The sequence below is a fragment of the Sulfurimonas sp. genome, from assembly GCF_014859695.1.
Classification (GTDB): domain Bacteria; phylum Campylobacterota; class Campylobacteria; order Campylobacterales; family Sulfurimonadaceae; genus Sulfurimonas.
The window spans coordinates 1-19,433 of record NZ_JACUTS010000020.1 but is presented as its reverse complement, the minus strand read 5'-3'; the positions used below and the strand labels follow the sequence as shown (position 1 = coordinate 19,433).

At 38.8% G+C, this 19,433-nt stretch carries 21 protein-coding genes; 20 read left to right on the top strand and 1 reads right to left on the bottom strand.

Annotation, left to right across the window (positions count from 1 at the left end; translation table 11 throughout):
- Positions 1 to 15 precede the first annotated feature (15 nt).
- A complete protein-coding gene (locus IBX42_RS05570; RefSeq protein ID WP_294930053.1) occupies positions 16 to 1,347 on the top strand; it encodes a class I SAM-dependent methyltransferase in 1,332 nt (443 codons plus the stop codon).
- 30 nt (positions 1,348 to 1,377) lie between these two features.
- Here IBX42_RS05570 and proB read toward each other — a convergent pair whose 3' ends face one another.
- On the bottom strand, positions 1,378 to 2,142 hold the full coding sequence (gene proB / locus IBX42_RS05565) for a glutamate 5-kinase (protein WP_294930050.1): 765 nt from the start codon (positions 2,140 to 2,142) through the stop codon (positions 1,378 to 1,380).
- Positions 2,143 to 2,279: 137 nt separating this feature from the next.
- Here proB and IBX42_RS05560 point away from each other — a divergent pair, with 137 nt between their 5' ends.
- The 19 genes from IBX42_RS05560 to IBX42_RS05470 all read left to right on the top strand — a co-directional run bounded on the left by IBX42_RS05560 (position 2,280) and on the right by IBX42_RS05470 (position 19,300).
- Complete coding sequence (locus IBX42_RS05560) at positions 2,280 to 2,825, top strand: sigma-70 family RNA polymerase sigma factor (RefSeq protein ID WP_294930047.1); 546 nt, start codon at positions 2,280 to 2,282, stop codon at positions 2,823 to 2,825.
- An 85-nt stretch (positions 2,826 to 2,910) separates the two neighbouring features.
- Positions 2,911 to 3,678 carry an arsenite methyltransferase gene (gene arsM, locus IBX42_RS05555; RefSeq protein WP_294930045.1) on the top strand — a complete coding sequence of 256 codons (768 nt, stop codon included), beginning with the start codon at positions 2,911 to 2,913 and terminating at the stop codon, positions 3,676 to 3,678.
- Between the two features lie 138 nt (positions 3,679 to 3,816).
- Positions 3,817 to 5,160 carry an Asp-tRNA(Asn)/Glu-tRNA(Gln) amidotransferase subunit GatA gene (gene gatA, locus IBX42_RS05550; RefSeq protein WP_294930042.1) on the top strand — a complete coding sequence of 448 codons (1,344 nt, stop codon included), beginning with the start codon at positions 3,817 to 3,819 and terminating at the stop codon, positions 5,158 to 5,160.
- Positions 5,161 to 5,177: 17 nt separating this feature from the next.
- Positions 5,178 to 5,462, top strand: a complete 285-nt coding sequence (locus IBX42_RS05545; RefSeq protein WP_294930039.1) for a heavy-metal-associated domain-containing protein — start codon at positions 5,178 to 5,180, stop codon at positions 5,460 to 5,462.
- 95 nt (positions 5,463 to 5,557) lie between these two features.
- Complete coding sequence (gene guaB / locus IBX42_RS05540) at positions 5,558 to 7,003, top strand: IMP dehydrogenase (RefSeq protein ID WP_294930036.1); 1,446 nt, start codon at positions 5,558 to 5,560, stop codon at positions 7,001 to 7,003.
- A 15-nt stretch (positions 7,004 to 7,018) separates the two neighbouring features.
- On the top strand, positions 7,019 to 7,504 hold the full coding sequence (locus IBX42_RS05535) for an RDD family protein (RefSeq protein WP_294930033.1): 486 nt from the start codon (positions 7,019 to 7,021) through the stop codon (positions 7,502 to 7,504).
- 226 nt (positions 7,505 to 7,730) lie between these two features.
- Positions 7,731 to 8,693 (top strand): SLAC1 anion channel family protein, encoded by a 963-nt coding sequence (locus IBX42_RS05530; protein WP_294930030.1) that lies wholly within the window; start codon positions 7,731 to 7,733, stop codon positions 8,691 to 8,693.
- Positions 8,694 to 8,696: 3 nt separating this feature from the next.
- A complete protein-coding gene (locus tag IBX42_RS05525; protein WP_294930028.1) occupies positions 8,697 to 9,083 on the top strand; it encodes a DUF6858 family protein in 387 nt (128 codons plus the stop codon).
- A 78-nt stretch (positions 9,084 to 9,161) separates the two neighbouring features.
- Positions 9,162 to 10,427 (top strand): O-acetylhomoserine aminocarboxypropyltransferase/cysteine synthase family protein, encoded by a 1,266-nt coding sequence (locus IBX42_RS05520; protein ID WP_294930025.1) that lies wholly within the window; start codon positions 9,162 to 9,164, stop codon positions 10,425 to 10,427.
- 2 nt (positions 10,428 to 10,429) lie between these two features.
- Entirely contained in the window at positions 10,430 to 11,536 is a 1,107-nt protein-coding gene (locus tag IBX42_RS05515) for a homoserine O-acetyltransferase (protein WP_294930022.1), read from the top strand.
- Entirely contained in the window at positions 11,529 to 11,744 is a 216-nt protein-coding gene (gene xseB / locus IBX42_RS05510) for an exodeoxyribonuclease VII small subunit (protein ID WP_294930019.1), read from the top strand. Before IBX42_RS05515 ends, xseB begins: the two co-directional genes overlap by 8 nt.
- Positions 11,745 to 12,542, top strand: a complete 798-nt coding sequence (locus IBX42_RS05505) for a carbon-nitrogen hydrolase family protein (protein ID WP_294930016.1) — start codon at positions 11,745 to 11,747, stop codon at positions 12,540 to 12,542. It begins immediately after the preceding gene.
- The gene (locus IBX42_RS05500; protein WP_294930013.1) at positions 12,539 to 13,210 is read left to right on the top strand and encodes a HesA/MoeB/ThiF family protein; all 672 of its coding nucleotides are present in this window, start codon (positions 12,539 to 12,541) and stop codon (positions 13,208 to 13,210) included. The genes IBX42_RS05505 and IBX42_RS05500 overlap by 4 nt, the downstream gene beginning before the upstream one ends.
- An 8-nt stretch (positions 13,211 to 13,218) precedes the next feature.
- Positions 13,219 to 13,746 (top strand): hypothetical protein, encoded by a 528-nt coding sequence (locus tag IBX42_RS05495; protein ID WP_294930010.1) that lies wholly within the window; start codon positions 13,219 to 13,221, stop codon positions 13,744 to 13,746.
- A gap of 57 nt (positions 13,747 to 13,803) precedes the next feature.
- Complete coding sequence (locus IBX42_RS05490) at positions 13,804 to 14,940, top strand: succinyldiaminopimelate transaminase (RefSeq protein ID WP_294930007.1); 1,137 nt, start codon at positions 13,804 to 13,806, stop codon at positions 14,938 to 14,940.
- Positions 14,937 to 15,440: a hypothetical protein gene (locus tag IBX42_RS05485; protein ID WP_294930004.1), complete on the top strand. Its 504-nt coding sequence runs from the start codon at positions 14,937 to 14,939 to the stop codon at positions 15,438 to 15,440. Before IBX42_RS05490 ends, IBX42_RS05485 begins: the two co-directional genes overlap by 4 nt.
- Before the next feature lie 4 nt (positions 15,441 to 15,444).
- Positions 15,445 to 16,758: a UDP-N-acetylmuramate--L-alanine ligase gene (murC, locus tag IBX42_RS05480; protein WP_294930002.1), complete on the top strand. Its 1,314-nt coding sequence runs from the start codon at positions 15,445 to 15,447 to the stop codon at positions 16,756 to 16,758.
- On the top strand, positions 16,758 to 17,087 hold the full coding sequence (locus IBX42_RS05475) for a hypothetical protein (protein WP_294929999.1): 330 nt from the start codon (positions 16,758 to 16,760) through the stop codon (positions 17,085 to 17,087). The genes murC and IBX42_RS05475 overlap by 1 nt, the downstream gene beginning before the upstream one ends.
- Complete coding sequence (locus tag IBX42_RS05470) at positions 17,078 to 19,300, top strand: endonuclease MutS2 (protein WP_294929997.1); 2,223 nt, start codon at positions 17,078 to 17,080, stop codon at positions 19,298 to 19,300. The genes IBX42_RS05475 and IBX42_RS05470 overlap by 10 nt, the downstream gene beginning before the upstream one ends.
- Positions 19,301 to 19,433: the final 133 nt, after the last annotated feature.

Here is a 19,433-nt window from a genome sequence, read left to right as displayed (position 1 = left end):
CGAAACGGAATATATATGGAAAATAAAAATATAATAGAACTCTACACTGAATTAGCTCAAAATCCACAGAAGGATTTTGGTTGGGACAAGGGCTTAGATAATGCAATAGCTCATGGATATAAACAAGAGTGGATAGATAAGATAGCACCAAAGGTGTGGGAATTTTGTGCTGCAGTTGGAAATCCTTTTACAAATGCAGAGATAAAAAAGGGTGATGTTGTTTTAGACCTTGGCTGTGGTGCCGGTATTGATGTGCTTGTTGCATCACTTTTAGTTGAAGATAGTGGAAAAGTTTTTGGCGTTGACATCACTCCAAAAATGGTAGAAGTTGCCACTATCCATGCAAAAGAAGCTAGTGCCGATAATGTAAAAATATTACAGAGTAGTTTTGATGCCATTGACTTAGAAGATGAAAGTGTGGATGTTGTTTTATCAAATGGTGCCATCAATCTTACTTCATGCAAAGAATCTGTTTTTGCTGAAATTTATCGTGTATTGAAGCCAAACGGTAAAATCTCCTTTGCAGATATGATAGATATAAGTGAACCAAGTAGTGAGTGTTGTTCATCTTCTACTGAAGATGATTGGGCTAATTGTGTTGCTGGAGCTATGAGAGAAAGTGAGCTTATAGAGTTAATTCAAAAAGCCGGATTTAAAGATGTTGAGTGCAACGGACATACTCATTATACAACAGCAGAGACTACAAGAGGTGCTATATTTAGTGCTACAAAAATAGCTGCAGAGGAGCTGAGAGAGAAGCATTGGGATAGTATATTTCAAAAAGCTGATTATACACAAGTGCTTTGGCATCAAAGTTCACCGCAAAAATCTGTAGAGCTTATCAAAAAGTATGCAAAAAACAGTGTCAATATAATTGATGTAGGTTGTGGAGCATCATATCTTGTAGATACTTTACTCAATGATGGATATAAAAATATCACCCTGCTTGATACAGCACAAACTTCACTTGATATAGTTAAGTCAAGACTAAATAATAGCAAAGTAGAATTTATTTGTAGCGATATCTTAAATATTGAAACAGGCAAGAAGTTTTATATTTGGCATGATAGAGCAGTTTTTCATTTTTTACTTTCCAAAAAAGAAAGAGCAAAATATTTTAAAGTATTAGCTAGTTCACTTAACTCTGAAGGAATTGCTATTATTAGTACATTTAAAGTAGATGGTCCTGCTCAGTGTGCAGGATTGGATATTGTACAGTATGACAATCAAAAAATGTTAGATGAACTTCCATCAAATTTGACACTTATTCAAAGTGAAGACTATACACATATGACTCCAAAAGAGACTACGCAGGAGTATATATATTTTGTAATAGAAAAAAGATAAGACTGATATATATCGTTCAGGTAGCCACTTTTACTTTTTACTTGTAAAGAGCGTACCTTTTTCATGAACGTCATCAAGCAGATAACTTCTAACTGAAGTTAGATCAAAGCCATTACATAAAAACATTTCTAAATCGTTTTCCATTATATATTGAGCCGCCTTTAGCTTTGTTACTATACCGCCTGATGCAAATTTAGAATTTGGTGTAAACTCTTGGTCTAACTCCTCTTTGGTTAACTCGTTTACTCGCTTTCGTAATTTCGCTTTTGGATTCTCTTTTGGATTTGAATCATAATAACCATCAATGTCACTCAGTATCACAAGCAAATCTGCTCCTGCGAAGTGGGTAACATGAGCTGAAAGTTGGTCATTATCTCCAAAAAGCTGCTCCGGTGTCGTCGAGATATCATTTTCGTTGATAATAGCCAATATGTCATTTTTAAATGTTCTTTCTATGATATCTTGAAAAATTTTTGTATGGGGTCTTGAGTTGAAATCATCTTCTGTCATAAGGATCTGGGAGATCGTAACGTCAAAAATATCAAACAGGTTCTTATATGAACTCATTAGAATAGGCTGCCCTAATGAAGCCAACACTTTTTTACTTGTCGGGACAAGTTTATTAAGCTGCACTGCGGTATATCCGGCTGCGACAGCTCCGGATGTGACTAAAATAACTTCATGCTTTTTTCGCAACTCTACAATAAAAGAGACAAGATTTAACATCCTCTCCTTTGCAATATTACAATCATCAATTAAAACGCTACTACCAACTTTAATAACGATACGTTTCATATAAATTTCCTTTAAACGTGTATACTTTTTTTATTTATAATATGTATAGTGCCCATTATAACATGTATAATACCTCCTATCCTCAATAAAGCTTAAGAAACAAGGGGCAAGGAACAAGGAACAAGGATTTAAGCATAATGGAACAGATATATAAACAGTACTACTCAAGACTACTCTCTTTCATAAACTCAAAAGTACACGACACAGAAGATGCAAAAGACATTCTCTCTGAAGTGTTCATAAAAATATACAAAAATATTGACAAACTGGATTCAGATGAGAAACTGACATCGTGGATATTTACTATAACAAGAAATTCAATTATCGACTTTTATAGAAAAAATGCCAAAAACAGAGATAATATAGAGTTTAATGAAGAGTATATTTTCAAAAACAAAGAGCAAGCAGATGCAATAAGTGAGCTCTCAGAGTGCATAAAACCCATAATCAACTCACTTGCACCCAAATACGCCCAAGCACTCTATCTATCTGAGATAAAAGAGCTAAAACAAAAAGAGATAGCCGATAAACTAGATATTAGTTCTAGCAGTATTAAAAGCATAATTTTTAGAGGCAAGAAGCAGATAAAAGAGAAACTGCATCAATGTTGCAGTTACAAATATGACAATTTTGGAAATATCGTAGAGTTTGATATTAGAGATAAAAACTGCAACTTTTGCTAAATTGCACAAAAAGTGAAACCTTTTTATAAAATTTTCGTTTACGCTATTAGAGAGTCAGATCTCAAAATATATTTCAAGGAAATTTATGAATACTTTTACACATGAACAAAAAAGAGCCGCAATAGCTCAAAACTATGCAAGAATCGCATCTGACGATGATAGTTGCGGCTGCGCTCCCGGTGGTTGCTGTAGCAGCGAGAACATATCTTTAGAGTTGGGATATTCCAAGGAGCAACTAAACTCCATTCCATCCGAAGCAGATAAAGGTTTGGGATGTGGAAACCCTACGGTCATGGCTTCGCTGAAAAAAGGTGAAGTGGTTTTAGATTTAGGAAGCGGTGCCGGGCTTGATTGTTTTTTAGCCTCAATAGAGGTTGGAGAAAAAGGAGTGGTCATCGGCGTAGATATGACAAGAGAGATGATAGCAAAAGCACGAAGCAACAGAGATAAAAACGGCTATGACAATGTTGATTTTAGATTGGGTGAGATCGAGAACCTGCCCGTTGCGGACGATAGCGTAGATGTAATCATTTCAAACTGTGTCATCAACCTCTCTTTAGGCAAACAGAGAGTTTTTGACGAGGCTTTCAGGGTTTTAAAAACAGGCGGCAGATTGGCTATATCTGACATTGTATTAACAAAAAAAATCCCCTCTAAAATGATAACTCTAGATAGTTATGGAGCTTGCATTTCAGGTGCCAGTTTTATAGATGATTTAGAAGCAGTACTAAAAAACTCCGGTTTTAAAGATATCAATATCACACCCAAGAGTGAGAGCAAAAAGTTTTTAAAAGATTGGTCTCAAAATATTGAAGACTACATAGTCTCTGCAAATATTGAAGCAGTTAAATAAATAATAAAACATTGGAGTCAATAAGTTGTGCCTCAAAAGGTAAATATTGACTCTTTTTCTCTTACAAAACCCCGCTAAAGAAAAAACAGACGCATTTTGCTATAATACACCCAATAATTTATAAAGATAGGAAAAGTAGTGATTACATTAAAAGAAGCACTGAAATTAAGTAAAGACGAACTGGCAAAATTTAAAGAAGAACTCAGAACAAATATAGAAGCAAATGCGGATATTAACGCTTACATCGATGTTCACAACATGGGCGAAGGCGTGCCGATAGCTATAAAAGATAACATTCAGGCAAAAGATTGGTCTGTGACATCAGGCTCAAAGATTCTTCAAGGCTACATCGCTCCATACAATGCAACGGTAATAGAGAAAATGCTTGGTGCGGGACTAAGCCCGTTTGGGCGAACAAATATGGATGAGTTTGCTATGGGAAGTACGACCGAGTCAAGCTTTTACGGCAAAACTCTAAATCCACACAACAAAGATTGCGTTCCCGGTGGAAGCTCAGGCGGAAGTGCGGCGGCTGTTGCAGCAGGTATTGCTATTGCGGCTCTTGGAAGCGACACTGGCGGAAGTATTCGTCAGCCTGCTTCATTTTGCGGAATTGTCGGGATGAAACCGACTTACGGCAGAGTGAGCCGTTACGGTTTGGGGGCTTACGCTTCATCTCTTGACCAAATAGGACCGATAACGCAAAACGTTGAAGATGCGGCGATACTCTACGACATCATCAGCGGACATGACGAAAAAGACTCAACGAGTGCGCATAAAGATGACAAAGTAAGCGATAAACTAAACGCATCAAGAAAACTCAAAATTGCAGTTCTGCCAAAACATATAGAGAATGCAAGTGAAGATGTAAAAAAAGCTTATGAGCTGGCAATAAATGCACTTAAAAATGCAGGGCATGAGATAGTTGAGCGCGAACTTATGGACGCGAAATTTGACATCTCAGCTTACTATATAACTGCAACTGCGGAAGCCACCACAAACTTAGCAAGATACGACGGAATACGTTACGGAAACAGAGTAACTGGCAAAAATCTTGAAGATACTTTTATCCAAACAAGAAGCCAAGGTTTCGGCGATGAAGTAAAGCGCCGTATTTTACTTGGAAACTTCGTGCTTTCAAGCGGATACTACGAAGCTTACTACGTAAAAGCGCAAAAAACGAGACACCTTATAAAAGACCAATACTCAAAAATCTTTGAAGATGTAGACCTAATACTATCGCCTGTCGCACCTACAACCGCAAACAAGTTCGGAGAGCTATCAACTCCAATGGAGATGTACTTAAGCGACCTCTATACTATCAGCGTAAACCTTGCAGGGCTTCCTGCCATCTCTGTTCCTGTTGCAAAAAACTCTGAGGGAATGCCTATAGGCCTTCAGCTAATAGCGAACGCTTATGAAGAGCAGACGCTATTTGATGGGGCGCTTAGTTTAGAGAAAGAGATAAAATATAGTCTTTAATAGTTAGGAGAGCGGTTATGCAAAAAAGTTTCAAAGCGCTAAATATCAAATGCGGCGGCTGTGCAAACACCGTAAAAAAAGCACTGAAAATTGAGTTTGGCGAAACTGATGTAGATCTGACGCAAGAGCCAAGAGTCGTAACTCTGGAGATAAAAGATGAAGAATCAGAGCTGAGTTTTCGCAAGAAGATGAGATCGCTTGGCTACCCCCTAGAAGACGAAGATTTAAGAAGACTCACAAAGGGCGGACTTAAAGCTAAAAGTTTCCTCTCATGTGCAATCGGAAAGATAAATCAAGAGTAATCAAAAACCGCTTTACCTCTTTTTAACCACAAAAAAGCTATAATTCAAAGAATTTTATAACAACATAAAAACTTTTACCCATTAAAAGGATAATCATGAAAATTCGTAAACGCGCCCTAACGTTTGAAGATGTACTTCTTGTACCTCAATACTCAGAAATACTACCAAAAGAGGTCTCATTAGAGACAAAACTTACACGTAACATCTCACTTAAAATCCCTATGGTCTCAGCTGCAATGGATACCGTTACAGAATATAGAGCAGCTATCGCTATGGCAAGACTTGGCGGAATCGGAATTATCCATAAAAACATGGATATAGAGACTCAATGCAAACAGGTTAAAAAAGTTAAAAAGAGCGAGAGTGGAGTGATAATAGACCCTATTTATGTTCACCCTGAAGCTACACTTGCAGAAGCAAGCGCACTTATGGATGAGTTCAAGATATCAGGTGTTCCGGTTATTGACGCTCATAACAAACTTTTAGGGATACTTACAAACCGTGATATGAGATTTCAAAAAGATATGAACAAACGTGCAGATGAAGTAATGACGAAAATGCCTCTTATAACAGCTAAAAGAGGGATCTCTTTAGATGAAGCGGCTGATATCATGCACCAAAACAAAATAGAAAAACTTCCTATTATTGATGATGAAGGATTTTTAAAAGGTCTTGTAACAATCAAAGATATCAAAAAACGCATAGAGTATCCAAACTCAAACAAAGATGCTTTTGGCAGACTTATCGTAGGCGCTGCTATCGGCGTTGGGCAGTATGACCGCGCGAAAGCTTTGGTTGATGCAGGTGTTGACGTTTTAGTTTTAGACTCTGCACACGGTCACTCGAAAGGTATTTTAGATACTGTCAGAAAAATCAAAGAGACGATGGAAGTTGACGTAATCGCCGGAAACATCGCAACTGCTGAAGCTGTTGAAGCACTTATTGAAGCAGGAGCTGACGGTGTAAAGGTTGGAATCGGACCTGGTTCAATATGTACTACACGTATAGTTGCGGGTGTGGGTGTTCCTCAAATCTCAGCTATTGCGGAGTGCGCAGATGCAGCACGCAAGCACGGTGTTCCTGTTATCGCAGACGGCGGGATTAAGTACTCGGGCGACATCGCAAAAGCTCTTGCGGTTGGGGCAAGCTGTATTATGGCAGGCTCACTTTTAGCAGGAACCGAAGAGTCTCCAGGAGAGACAATTATGTTTCAAGGTCGTCAATATAAATCATACCGCGGTATGGGAAGTATAGGAGCTATGCAACAGGGCTCAACCGACAGATATTTCCAAGAAGGCACAGCTTCAGATAAACTTGTTCCAGAGGGAATCGAGGGACGTGTTCCTTTTAGAGGAAGCATTGCGGGAATAGTTCATCAGATGATGGGCGGACTTCGCTCATCTATGGGATATTGCGGGAGCGAGAGCATTGAAGCTTTCTGGAACAAAGCGGAGTTTGTAGAGATAACAAGTGCGGGTCTAAAAGAGAGCCATGTTCATGATGTTATCATCACGCAAGAAGCTCCAAACTACCATATATAACACTAAGGGAATTTTATGAATGAAGTGAGATATGCCGGTTTTTGGATTCGCTTTTTTGCTTCATTCTTAGACACTCTTTTTTTAGCCCTGCCGGTTGGAATACTCATCTACTTTTTAAGTGATGGCAACTGGTTTGACTTCTCGCAATTTCAACAAAATATATCTTATGCAATGAGCGGAAATGCCGAAAAAGCATTGGCAAATCAACCTCCGAAGTCACTTAAATGGGAGCTTCTTTTTGAAGTCTCTGTTCTGCTTGTCACACTGATTTTTTGGCGAAAATGGCAGGGTGCTACTCCTGGAAAAAAATTTTTCCATGTTAAAATTGTGGATGCAAAAACTTTTAAAGATATTGACAATAAACAGGCGATTACGCGCTCTTTAGGGTATATCGCATCTACTCTTATTCTGCTGATGGGATTTTTTATGGTTGCCTTTAGGGATGACAAAAGAGGGCTTCACGACTTGTTAGCAGGAACGGCAGTTATCTACGATTCATAGCACTACATACAGCTACTATGCTCTTAAATCAGCCTCTTCAAACAACCCTGTTTCACCGTTTTTATCTCTCTTTACCTTCTTAAGTATTTAAACTTAAATCAGTTTATTTCAAATATTTTTGACGACAATTATATTATTTGACATTACTCCTAATTAATTGACATTTGTAGCAAACTATAGTAAAATTTATGAAAATTATAATTCTAAATAATACTAGAGGTTTTAGATGGAAACGATTCAAGAGAAGAACAGATTGAAGTTTTTTCCTGTTATGATGTATGCTATTGTTATGGGTCTGAGCGGACTCACTATCACATATCAAAAGGCTACGCTCTGGCTCCATTTTCCACATATTATCGGTGAAGTTCTTATGTATATTACTACAGTTGCTTTTATAGTTGTCTCATTTATCTACTTAAAGAAATTTTTCAGATACAAAATGGCGGTAAAAAATGAGTTTTCTCACCCTGTGCGAATAAACTTTTTTGCGGCTATCTCTATCTCTATGCTTATGCTTGCAATAATCTACAAGGAGAATTATCCGACAATAAGTGCTCTTTTTTGGTACCCTGGAACTCTGTTTCATTTCTATCTCACAATGCATACTGTTGCTTTTTGGATAAATGAAAATCAGCAGCTAGATCACTCGAGCCCTGCATGGTTTATACCCATTGTCGGAAATGTTTTAGTCCCTGTTGCAGGAGTTGGCTTTGTCAATCTAGGAGTACTTGTATACTTTTTTAGCGTCGGGATGTTTTTTTGGATTATTCTCTTTGCTATCATTCTTAACAGAATTATTTTTCACAACCAAATGGCTGTAAAATTTATGCCAACACTTTTTATACTCATTGCTCCTCCCGCTGTTGGTTTTGTAGCTTATTTTAAAATGTTTGAAGTTATCGACACCTTTGCTCTTGTGCTTTTTAACATGGCTCTGTTTTTTACACTTTTGGTAACTTTTATGTATAAAAACTTTATAAAAATAAAGTTTTTTATCTCATGGTGGGCTTTTGTATTTCCTCTAGCGGCTATGGCAATTAGCTCCATGTTGATGTACAATCAAAACAACTGCTTATCTCTACAACTTTTTTCATACTTAATGATTGCTGTTGTAACGGTTGTAGTGTTTATAGTAATATATCAAACACTATTGCATATCAAAAAAGAAGATATTTGTATCAAGGAATAAAAGATGAAAAAAACGATTTTAATGCAAAAGTATCCGGTTTATAGCCTAGAGTTGTCAAAAGAGGAGATAAAAGTCTCATCTGCGGATGAAGCGGTTGAGTATTTTAAAGAGAAGATTATAAACCACCCAATTGCCGAGTTTATAGCTATTTTTGACCACTATTCGCACACAAAAAAATTGGGCGGAGAGATGATTGATGGGCTAAAAGATGCCAAAAATATTGTTTTTTGTTTTGGACAAGCTATTCCAAATACGAAAATTTTGGCGGCAAGACCTAGAAGCATCGGCATCTGCGAGTTTAAAGATAAAATTGTGATAGATTTCATGGAAGCTCCAAGAGAAGAGTTGCACACTGTTATGGAGAATTGGGCAAAGGGATTAAAGAGATAAATAGAGCCACTTTAAAACTTACATTAATCCATTTTAGATAAAATAGCATCACTTATTTTTAATTCGGGGGAGTATTAAATGGATTTACAGACTAAAGCGCTACATGCAGGTTACGAAAAAGGTGCGGAGGGAGCTATGGCAGTTCCTATTTATCAAACAACGGCTTACGAGTTTAGAGATGCACAGCATGCTGCAAATCTATTTTCCCTAAAAGAGTTAGGATATATCTACACTCGCCTAAACAACCCTACAACAGATGTTTTTGAGAAAAGATTTGCAGAGCTTGAGGGCGGAGAGGCTGCACTTGCAACATCAAGCGGTATGAGCGCAATCTTTTTTGCTATTGCAAACGCGGCAGAAGCTGGAGACAACATCGTTTGCGCTAGACAACTCTACGGCGGAACTCTGACTCAAACTGCTCACACGCTAAAAAGATTTGGAATTGAAGCTAGATTTTTTGATGTTCATGACACTAATGCTATGGAGAAGCTAATAGACGAGAAGACAAAAGTTATCTTTTTTGAGTCTTTGACAAATCCAAGTATCGATGTAGCAGACATTGAGGCAATTACTCAAATCGCCAACAAGTATGGGATTTTAACGGTAGTTGACAACACTGTAGCAACTCCAGTTTTATGCCGTCCGTTTGAGCATGGAGCAGATATCACTGTTCATAGCGCAAGCAAATACACAACAGGACAAGGTCTTGCAATAGGCGGTATTTTGGTTGAGAGAAAAGGTTTGGTTGAGAAATTAAAAGCAAATCCTCGCTACGCTCACTTCAATGAGCCTGACAACTCTTACCACGGTCTAGTTTATGTAGAGGTGCCGCTTCCACCGTTTACGCTTCGCGCTCGTCTTTCACTTCTTCGTGATTTGGGTGCTGTTGTATCTCCGTTTAACTCATGGCTCTTTATTCAAGGGATTGAAACTCTCTCTCTTCGCATGAGAGAACACTCTAAAAATGCACTTGAATTAGCAGAGTTTTTAGAGTCACATCCAAAGGTTAAAAAAGTAAACTATCCGGGATTAAAAAGCAACGCAAACTATAAAAATGCTCAAAAGTATTTTGAAAATGGTGCTTGTAGCGGACTGCTAAGCTTTGAAGTAAGCTCTCTTGAAGAGGCTGTAAAAATAGTCAATGCAACTAAGCTCTACTCCCTCGTTGTAAACATCGGGGATTCAAAATCTATCATTACACATCCTGCTTCAACAACTCATCAGCAGTTAAATGAAAAAGAGTTGATTGCTTGTGGAGTTCCATCAGGACTTATTAGAATCTCTTGCGGACTAGAGAGCATTAGGGATTTAGTAGCAGATATCAAACAGGCGCTAGAGGCGTAAATTTGTCATTAAACTTAAAGACATACACAGAACATTTCACAAACCCGCTCTACCTTGAGAGCGGACGTATATTAGAACCATACGATATAACTTACGAAACTTACGGGGAGCTTAACGTTGACAAAAGCAACGTCATAGTTATCTGCCATGCCCTTACAGGTTCTCATCACTGTGCGGGAACCTATGATGGAGATAAAAAAGCTGGATGGTGGGACAACCTTATCGGCAGCGCTAAAGCAGTGGACACAGACAAATATTTCGTAATATGCACAAATGTTCTTGGCAGCTGTTTTGGCTCAACAGGACCTATGAGCGCGCAGCACCCGCATCAAAATCCATACCGCTACAAGTTTCCGGTTATTACCATAAAAGACATGGTAAAAGCGCAAAGAATTCTTTTTGACAAACTCGGTATCCACAGTGTTCATGCAATCATCGGCGGATCAATGGGCGGTATGCAAGCACTTCATTTTGCCATTCATTACCCTGATTTTGCTTCAAAAATCATCTCGTTGGCAACAACGCATGCAACACAACCTTGGGCTATTGCCTTTAACAAAATATCTCAAGAGGCAATACTAAAAGATCCCGATTTTAAGGGTGGCTACTATGAGAGCAAGGAGATAGCTGCTAAGGGATTGTTCGGCATGGCGGTGGGCAGAATGGCAGGACACATAAGCTTTCTCTCCCCTGAATCGATGCAGAGCAAATTCGGCAGAGAGTACAAAAGTACAGACGGTCTCTACGAGCTTTTCGGCAAGTTTCAAATAGAGATGTATTTAGAGTACAACGGCTACAACTTTACAAAATGGTTTGATCCACTCTCTTATCTCTATATCACAAAAGCGATAAACATCTATGATCTCTCCCGTGGATTTGACTCTTTAAGCGAAGCTCTACAGAAGATAAATACAGAACTTCATCTTATTAGCTTTAGTAACGATCTGCTCTTTAGAAATTATGAGATGAAGGAAATTAGCGATACACTTACTGCCATAGGGTATAAAAACCATAACTATCTTGATGTCCAGAGCGACTATGGGCATGACTCCTTTTTGGTAGAAGTTGATAAATTTGAAAAATATATAGAGGATGTGTTAAATGGCTAAAGAAACAGAAGATTTTACTCCTAAAGAAACCGAAAATTTTGAGTCAAAACTGCAAAATGCCAAGAAGATTTTAGAAACTTTAATGAATCCTGAAATCACACTCTCAGAGAGTGTAAAAGCGTACGAAAAAGGGATGAAAGAGTTAGCAGAGGCGCAGAAAATACTCGAAGAAGCAGAGATTAAAATTACGCAAATAAAGGGAGAGTAGTTGCGCGCCGCGGTACTTCAACTTAGTGCGCAGGGAATGAGCTCAACGAAGCTCTACAACTATATCCGAATCGCTTCCAAGCAGGGAGTAAAAGTTTTACTTTTGGGGGAGTATATACTCAACCCTTTTTTCAAAGAGCTTCAAACTCTCTCAGCAACTATGATAAAAGAGCACTCGGAGCATCAGATAAAAGTGCTAAGAGAGCTGAGTGAAACCTATGGGATTACCATTATCGCTCCGATTATTATCGTAAAAAGAGGCAAAACATATAAAACCATCGCAAAATTTGCACCCTATTCTACATCTTACTACCAGCAGCAGCTTCTCATAAACTACCTGCACTGGAATGAAGAGAAGTTTTTTGCAAACGAACAAAAAGCCATTGAATCTCCGTTGATATTTAAAGTAGATGGATTTAAATTTGCTCTCATGAGCGGATTTGAACTCCATTTTGATATAATATTTAGGGATTTGACTTCTAAAAATATAGATTGTATTTTACTGCCGAGTGTCTCTACATTTGACTCTTATGAGAGATGGAAAGCACTTATACTCTCACGCGCCTTTACACACAACTGCTATATTTTAAGAGCAAACAGGATTGGCGAGTATAGCGAAGACGGCTTTACGTGGTATTTTTACGGCGATTCGCTTCTAGCTTCGCCAAACGGAGAGCTTCTTGAACACTTGGGGAATAAAGAGGAGCTTATGATCGTCGATATGCAGCACTCTGAAGTACTAAAGGCTAGAAAGTTTTGGGGTTTTAAAGAGATTATACACAGGAGGAATACACTATGATAAAATATTTTCACCGTCAAGTTCAGCTTTGGGGAGAAGATACCCAAAGAGAGTTGCAACAAAAAAAGATAGCGATTGTAGGTGCAGGTGGACTTGGAAGCTCTTTGGCTTTTGCTTTGGGTGCAAGCGGTATTGGTGAGATTCATATGATAGATTTTGATGAAGTCTCCCTGCACAACATCCACCGCCAAATTGCCTTTAAAATGGGTGATGAGGGGAAAAATAAAGCCGTTGTAAACAGTGAGCTGATAGAGCAGAGATGCCCTTTTGTCAAGGCTATCGCACATGAGTGCAACTTTGAAGCGTGGTGCGAAAAAAATATCGAGGTTGATTTAATCATCGATGCAACAGACAATCTTCCCACTCGCGCAGAGATTAACGACTACTCTAAAAGCAAAAATTTGCCTTGGATATACGGAAGCGTAGAGGCTTTTCACGGGCAGGTCTGCTTTTTTAAAGAGTCATCTTTTAGAGATGCTTTTAAGATAACATCAAAAACTCCAGCGGGAATTACCGCTCCCATAGTTATGCACATTGCCTCCCTTCAGGCAAATCTAGCGCTTAGATACTTAGTCGGCTTGAGCGTTAAAAAAGATTGGCTCTACTACCTCTTTTTTAACAACGAAGGCGAGCTGATAACGCAAAAGTTCTCTCTTCCAAAAGCATAAGGATATACATGAAGTTTCTATCTATTTTTCTCTTAATTTTTAATCTTAGCGCAGCAGATGTTTTTAGCATAACGCAAAAACCAAAGGAAAATCTTGAATCAATAGCAAGACATGCCATCAAGTTTGGGAGCGGTAAAGAGAGTGATATTTATGTTTTCGTTGATCCTCTATGCAAATATTCACGTAGTCTTATGAAAAAGATAGATGAAAATAAAATGCTGCAGCTCTCCAGCACATACCACATTCTTTTGTACAGATTGCCGCGTCTGGACTCTGAACAAACAATGCAGTATATATATGAATCTGCAGACCCAAAAGAGACACTTACGGAGATTATGATATATGAAGAGGAGATGGATCTTAGCAACTTTAAAGCTAGACAAAGCACTGTAGATGCGCTGAGTGAAATCGCCGAGGTTGCCGAAACTCTTGACATGTCGCAGCGCCCCTATATGATAACTTTTGAAAAGGGTTCAAAATATTGCAGAGTCTCAGAGGGAGAAGCCTCCTGCCTAGAGGAGTTTGATAGCCATTAACCTCTCTTTTAGCGATTTTGGATATAATTGCGACTACTATTAAAGGCGCTAAAAATTATGAAATTTGAACTATATCCATTTGAAAAACTAAACAATTTACTTAAAGATATTACGCCAAACGACGAATATGAGTCGTTGGCTTTAACCATCGGTGAACCGCAATTTGAGACTCCTGATTTTATACAAAAAGCACTCTGCGACAATACTTCGCTTCTTAGAAAATACCCAAAAACGGCAGGAGAGGAGAGCCTAAGAGAGGCGCAAAGAATCTTTGTCGCAAAAAGATTTAGCGTAGAGCTCACCGATGATCAGATCATCCCTACTTTTGGTACAAGAGAGGTTCTTTTTAACTTTCCACAGTTTCTTCTTTTTGATAAAAAAGAGCCGACTATCGCTTTTACAAACCCTTTTTATCAGATTTATGAGGGAGCCGCTATCGCCTCAAGAGCAAAGACGATTTATCTCAATCTTAGTGAGGAGAACAACTTTAAGCCTCTGATTGATGAAGAGAAATTATCTGCATGTCATCTTGTGATTTTAAATTTTCCAAACAATCCGACCACATCCACACTTACCCTTGATGAGCTTGGCGAGTGGGTGAAGCTGGCTCTAAAATATGATTTCGTACTCTTAAATGATGAGTGCTACAGCGAAATTTATACAAATAAGCCCATCCCTTCGCTTCTTGAAGCTTCTTTGCATGTGGGAAACAGCACATTTAAAAATATCTTAGTCATCAACTCCATCTCAAAACGCTCATCCGCTCCGGGGCTTCGCTCAGGTTTTATAGCAGGAGATGAAGAGATTTTAAAAGAGTACATAAACTACAGAACCTACATCGGCTGTGCCTCCCCTCTTCCACTTCAAAGTGCTGCTGCAGCGGCTTGGAGAGATGAAGAGCATGTCGCATCTGCAAGAGCTATTTACAAGAAAAACTTTGAAATCGCACGCGAGGTTTTAGGGGTAGAAATTCCTGAAGCAACATTTTACATCTGGCTAAAAGTACCTAACCCGCTAGAATTTACAAAAAAACTGTATGAAAAATACAATGTAAAAGTTCTGCCTGGAGAGTATTTGGCAAGAGAGGATGAAAACGGCGTTAATCCCGGAAAAGATTTCATTAGAATTGCGCTTGTTGAAGAGCCGAAAAAAACCAAAATTGCATTAGAAAGAATTAAGGAGTGTCTATCATGAGTGAAGTTGAAAAGCTAAAAGAAGAGGTGTTAAAAGCACAGCAAAAGTCGGATATTGCATCTTTATATGTGCTAGAGCAGCGCTCACATGACACTTTTGATGAGAATATGCTCCAAAATTTCTATATGAACATTCTGGATTTAGCGTTAGAGAGACTCACGGACACACTTGAAGCCCACAGAGTCATGGACATGAACGAGGTTCAGGATTTCGCTACTCTAAGAGCTCTGTATGAGTATGCCATCGAACACTACAGTGCTGGAAAGCTACATGATGCAAGCGCGCTTTTTGAAGTACTTAGCGGACTAAGTAATGACAAAAAATTCTCATTGGCTCTTAAATTTCACTGGATTGCATCTAAAGAGGAGATATCTTTTGATGACTTTCTCTCAAATATAGCAGATATTGATGCGACTCAAAAAGCGGGAACATTTTACATAAGCTGTTTTAGCAATGAGGCACAAAAATTGCTGGACAGCTCTAAAATAGATGCGGAGTAACCGAATGAAAATTCACTTTATCGGAATCGGCGGAATCGGAATATCAGGCTTGGCACAATACATGCGCTATCAAGGTCACGAAATAAGCGGTTCAGATATAGCCGACACTGCGATTACGCAAAAAATTCGCAAACTCGGTATAAACATTACGGTTCCCCATGACGCTTCTGCAATCACAGATCAGGAGCTAGTCGTTCACTCTGCCATCATACGCCCTGATAATCCAGAGATAGTTGAAGCAAAAGCAAGAGGCATTGAAGTTCTTGCGCGCCGTGAAGCGCTTCTTCAAATACTCAATACTTCCAAAGTCTACTCCGTTGCAGGTGCACACGGTAAAAGCACGACAACGGCAATTTTGACAGCCATTATGGAAGGTTCTGCAATTATCGGAGCAGAATCAAAAGCCTTCGGTTCAAACGTAAGATACAACGCACAAAGCGACGTTATGCTCTTTGAAGCGGATGAGAGCGACGGCAGTTTTATCAACTCAAACCCGTACTGTGCTATCGTTATCAATGCGGAACCGGAGCACATGGAGTATTATGACTATAACTACGAACTATTTTACGACTCCTACAAAACATTTATAAAATCTGCACCGTGTCGCGTTTTAAATGCAGAGGATCCTTTTTTGGGCAAACTTGTGGGCGAGATTGACGCAAACTGGCTCTATCCAAGCCAAGATATAACAAATATAGAGTTTATTTTGATTGACGATGAACCCCATACTAGATTTAAACTAAAAGATTTTGGCAGTTTTGACGTTTGGGGATTTGGAAAACATATCGCTCTTGATGCATCTTTGGCAATTTTGGCGGCTCATGAGTCGATGGATATTGAGATTATTAGGGAGAAAATACTTACATTTAAAGGCATCAAAAAGCGCTTTGATATAGTAGGTTCTCAAAAGGGAAGCGTGATTATAGATGACTACGGTCACCATCCGACTGAGATAAGAGCTACATTTGAATCAGTCAAAGAGTATGCGCAGCTCAAAGGTTTCAAGAAGATTACAGCCATCTGGCAGCCGCATAAATACTCTCGCACCATAGATAATCTTGAAGAGTTTATAAAGTGTTTTGAGGGTGCCGAGGAGCTTATTATCCTACCTGTTTGGTCGGCTGGCGAAGCAAGCAGAGAGATTGATTTTGCCGAGAAGTTTAAAAGATACAACCTCATTATGGCGGACAACGTCGTAAGAGCAAACAACACTATAACAATCATGAAAGACAAAGAGGTGCTAAAAACTCTCGATAAAGGTCTTATCATAGGCTTTGGCGCCGGCGATTTAACATACCAAATAAGAGGAACTGCATAGTGGCATACATAGCTGGACTCGTAGTCGTAGGACTTTTCTTTTTAGCCCTGCACTACTTTACTGAATTTACACGATCTCAAAAAACAGTAGTAACAGGAGTTGTTCTTTTTATAGTTTTATTTGCAATAGCTTTTAACAAACACAATGATGCAAAAACTCAAAAAATGCTCGATGCTGTTTTAAAATTTAACCAAAACAAAACTATTATTTGCGAAGGCACAGAGGTAAATAAAGAAAACTTTACCCTAAGCATCGGTACATACACTTTCATAGGCAAGGAGAATACTCCAAACCGTGCTCAGATGATTAGTGCATCTAAATGCGAGTAGATAACAATCCAAAGATTGATACACTCATCAATCAGCTCGATTTAAGTGAGCATATAGCTCTATTCAAGCACTTTTTTTCTCGTGAAACCTCCCTCTACATTGAGGGAGACCAAGAACTTCACTACCGCTACATCAAAGCGCTTGATGCCATAGAATTTAAAGCGCCCCCAAAAGTCGCAGACTTTACAAACAGTAAACTTCATCTCAAAAAACATGGTGTGCTTCAGTTTGAGCAAATTTTTGAAATTATAAAAGTCGTGCGCTACTTTCGCTATTTTAAAAACAAGAATCTTGAAGGAATAATCGGCGAATGGATGGAGAAATTTGTTATTGAGCCGAAGTTTCTTGAGGTTGAGAAGTACTTTACGCACGATGGCAAGTTTGATGAAAATCTTGATGAAACTCTTTTTGGTTTAAGCGCAAAAATTAAAGAGCATAAAGCAAACATAAGCTCTTCACTAAAAAGACTCACATCTTCTCAAAAAATCTCTCCCTATCTTATTGACGCTCAGGTTCACCTTGTAAACGATGAGGAGTGTCTTTTGGTTCGCGGCGGTTTTAACCATGTCCTAAAAGGCGCAATGGTAGGCAGAAGCAGCAGCGGAGGCTTTTATGTCTCGCCAGATGTTATCTTAAAAACCAAAGAGCAGATTCGCTATATAAACGAAGAGCGCGAGGCGATTTTTTACACCTACGCAAAAGAGTTCTCCTCTAGGTTTGCCGAGCTTCTGCCTTTTATAAACTTTGCCGACAAAGAGTTTACAAAGTTTGACAACTATCAGGCAAGAGTACTTTTTGCAAAAGGCAGAGACCTTCAGCTCATAAAATCAAAAAAAGATTCAAAAATCATACTTGATGGCTTTATCCACCCTGCATTGCACCATGCAAAACCAATGCATGTAGACTTTTCTAAAAATATTTTAATGATTACCGGTGTAAATGCCGGCGGAAAGACGATGCTTTTAAAGTCGATTTTAAGTGCGGCATTTATGGCAAAATATATCATTCCCATGAAGCTCAATGAGCATAAATCGCATATAGGAAATTTTAAACATGTACTTGCGATTATCGACGACCCTCAAAACGTCAAAAACGATATCTCTACCTTTGCAGGACGTATGCAGGAGTTCTCAAAAATATTTGAGCACAAAGATGCGCTTGTCGGAGTGGATGAGATAGAGCTCGGAACTGACAGTGACGAGGCGGCGGCACTTTTTAAAGTGATACTTGACGAATTGATACTAAAAGGGCATAAAATTGTCGTGACAACCCACCACAAGCGCCTTGCAGCTTTGATGGCTGACCGCGACGACGTTGAGCTGATGGCGGCGATCTATGATGAGCAAAACAGAGTTCCTACCTACGAGTTTATGCATGGAATCATCGGAAAAAGTTACGCTTTTGAGACTGCAAGCAGATACGGCATCTCCAACAAAATTGTCCAAGAAGCAAAAATTCTCTACGGTGACAACAGCGAAAAGCTTAATCTTCTCATAGAGAGAGGCTCTCAGCTAGAGCGAGAACTTAAACAAAAACACAAAAAAGTTGACGAAAAACTATATGAGCTAGAGGCAAAAGAGCGTGATTTAAAAGAGGAGAAGATTCGAATTTTCCAAGAACTCCAAAAAGAGAAAAATGCGCTTAAAGAGAGTTATAAAATTGCTATAGATGAAGCAAAAAATGCAGCTCGCGCAGGAGATATGAAAGCTATCCACAGAGCCATGAACGAAGCAAACAAAAAACTTCCGCCTGAGAAAAAAGAGCCCAAAATTGCACAAATCGTAGAGTTCAAAGTGGGTGAAAATGTAAAGTACCACAGCAAAAAAGGCGTAATCATCGCCATGAAAGACAAAAATGAAGCGATTGTAGAGGTAGACGGCATGCGCGTAAGAGCCAAAACATCGCAACTCAAACATACGCAGATTATAAAGCAAAAATCGACTACAGAGGTAAAATTAGACGTCCAAAAAAGAGCTGGACTAAAATGCGACCTGCATGGAATGAGAGCCGAAGAGGCAACCGAAGTGCTCGATAAATTTATATCAGATGCGCTTATAAACGGCTGGGATGAAGTTATAGTCTATCACGGCATCGGAACCGGCAAACTCTCATACGCCGTCAAAGAGTTTTTAAAAGCTCATCCCAGAGTTAAAAAATTTGAAGATGCGCCGCAGCATATGGGCGGATTTGGCGCGAAAGTCGTAACTCTTTAAAATATTTTCACAAGTAAAAAATAAATTTATTGTTACTTCTGTTTATATTGCATCAGCTTTGTAGTTATATAATTTCATATTAACTGACCTTACGCACTTTTGTAAAAAAGTTCGTAAATACCTCTAATTTTCT

Coding starts and splice junctions, on each gene's coding strand:
- xseB (WP_294930019.1), top strand. CDS start 11,529: ATGGCTAAAGAAACAGAAGATTTTACTCCTAAAGAAACCGAAAATTTT.
- IBX42_RS05535 (WP_294930033.1), top strand. CDS start 7,019: ATGAATGAAGTGAGATATGCCGGTTTTTGGATTCGCTTTTTTGCTTCA.
- IBX42_RS05570 (WP_294930053.1), top strand. CDS start 16: ATGGAAAATAAAAATATAATAGAACTCTACACTGAATTAGCTCAAAAT.
- IBX42_RS05520 (WP_294930025.1), top strand. CDS start 9,162: ATGGATTTACAGACTAAAGCGCTACATGCAGGTTACGAAAAAGGTGCG.
- IBX42_RS05530 (WP_294930030.1), top strand. CDS start 7,731: ATGGAAACGATTCAAGAGAAGAACAGATTGAAGTTTTTTCCTGTTATG.
- IBX42_RS05560 (WP_294930047.1), top strand. CDS start 2,280: ATGGAACAGATATATAAACAGTACTACTCAAGACTACTCTCTTTCATA.
- guaB (WP_294930036.1), top strand. CDS start 5,558: ATGAAAATTCGTAAACGCGCCCTAACGTTTGAAGATGTACTTCTTGTA.
- IBX42_RS05500 (WP_294930013.1), top strand. CDS start 12,539: ATGATAAAATATTTTCACCGTCAAGTTCAGCTTTGGGGAGAAGATACC.
- IBX42_RS05545 (WP_294930039.1), top strand. CDS start 5,178: ATGCAAAAAAGTTTCAAAGCGCTAAATATCAAATGCGGCGGCTGTGCA.
- proB (WP_294930050.1), bottom strand. CDS start 2,142: ATGAAACGTATCGTTATTAAAGTTGGTAGTAGCGTTTTAATTGATGAT.
- IBX42_RS05525 (WP_294930028.1), top strand. CDS start 8,697: ATGAAAAAAACGATTTTAATGCAAAAGTATCCGGTTTATAGCCTAGAG.
- IBX42_RS05485 (WP_294930004.1), top strand. CDS start 14,937: ATGAGTGAAGTTGAAAAGCTAAAAGAAGAGGTGTTAAAAGCACAGCAA.
- murC (WP_294930002.1), top strand. CDS start 15,445: ATGAAAATTCACTTTATCGGAATCGGCGGAATCGGAATATCAGGCTTG.
- IBX42_RS05470 (WP_294929997.1), top strand. CDS start 17,078: ATGCGAGTAGATAACAATCCAAAGATTGATACACTCATCAATCAGCTC.
- IBX42_RS05495 (WP_294930010.1), top strand. CDS start 13,219: ATGAAGTTTCTATCTATTTTTCTCTTAATTTTTAATCTTAGCGCAGCA.
- arsM (WP_294930045.1), top strand. CDS start 2,911: ATGAATACTTTTACACATGAACAAAAAAGAGCCGCAATAGCTCAAAAC.
- IBX42_RS05490 (WP_294930007.1), top strand. CDS start 13,804: ATGAAATTTGAACTATATCCATTTGAAAAACTAAACAATTTACTTAAA.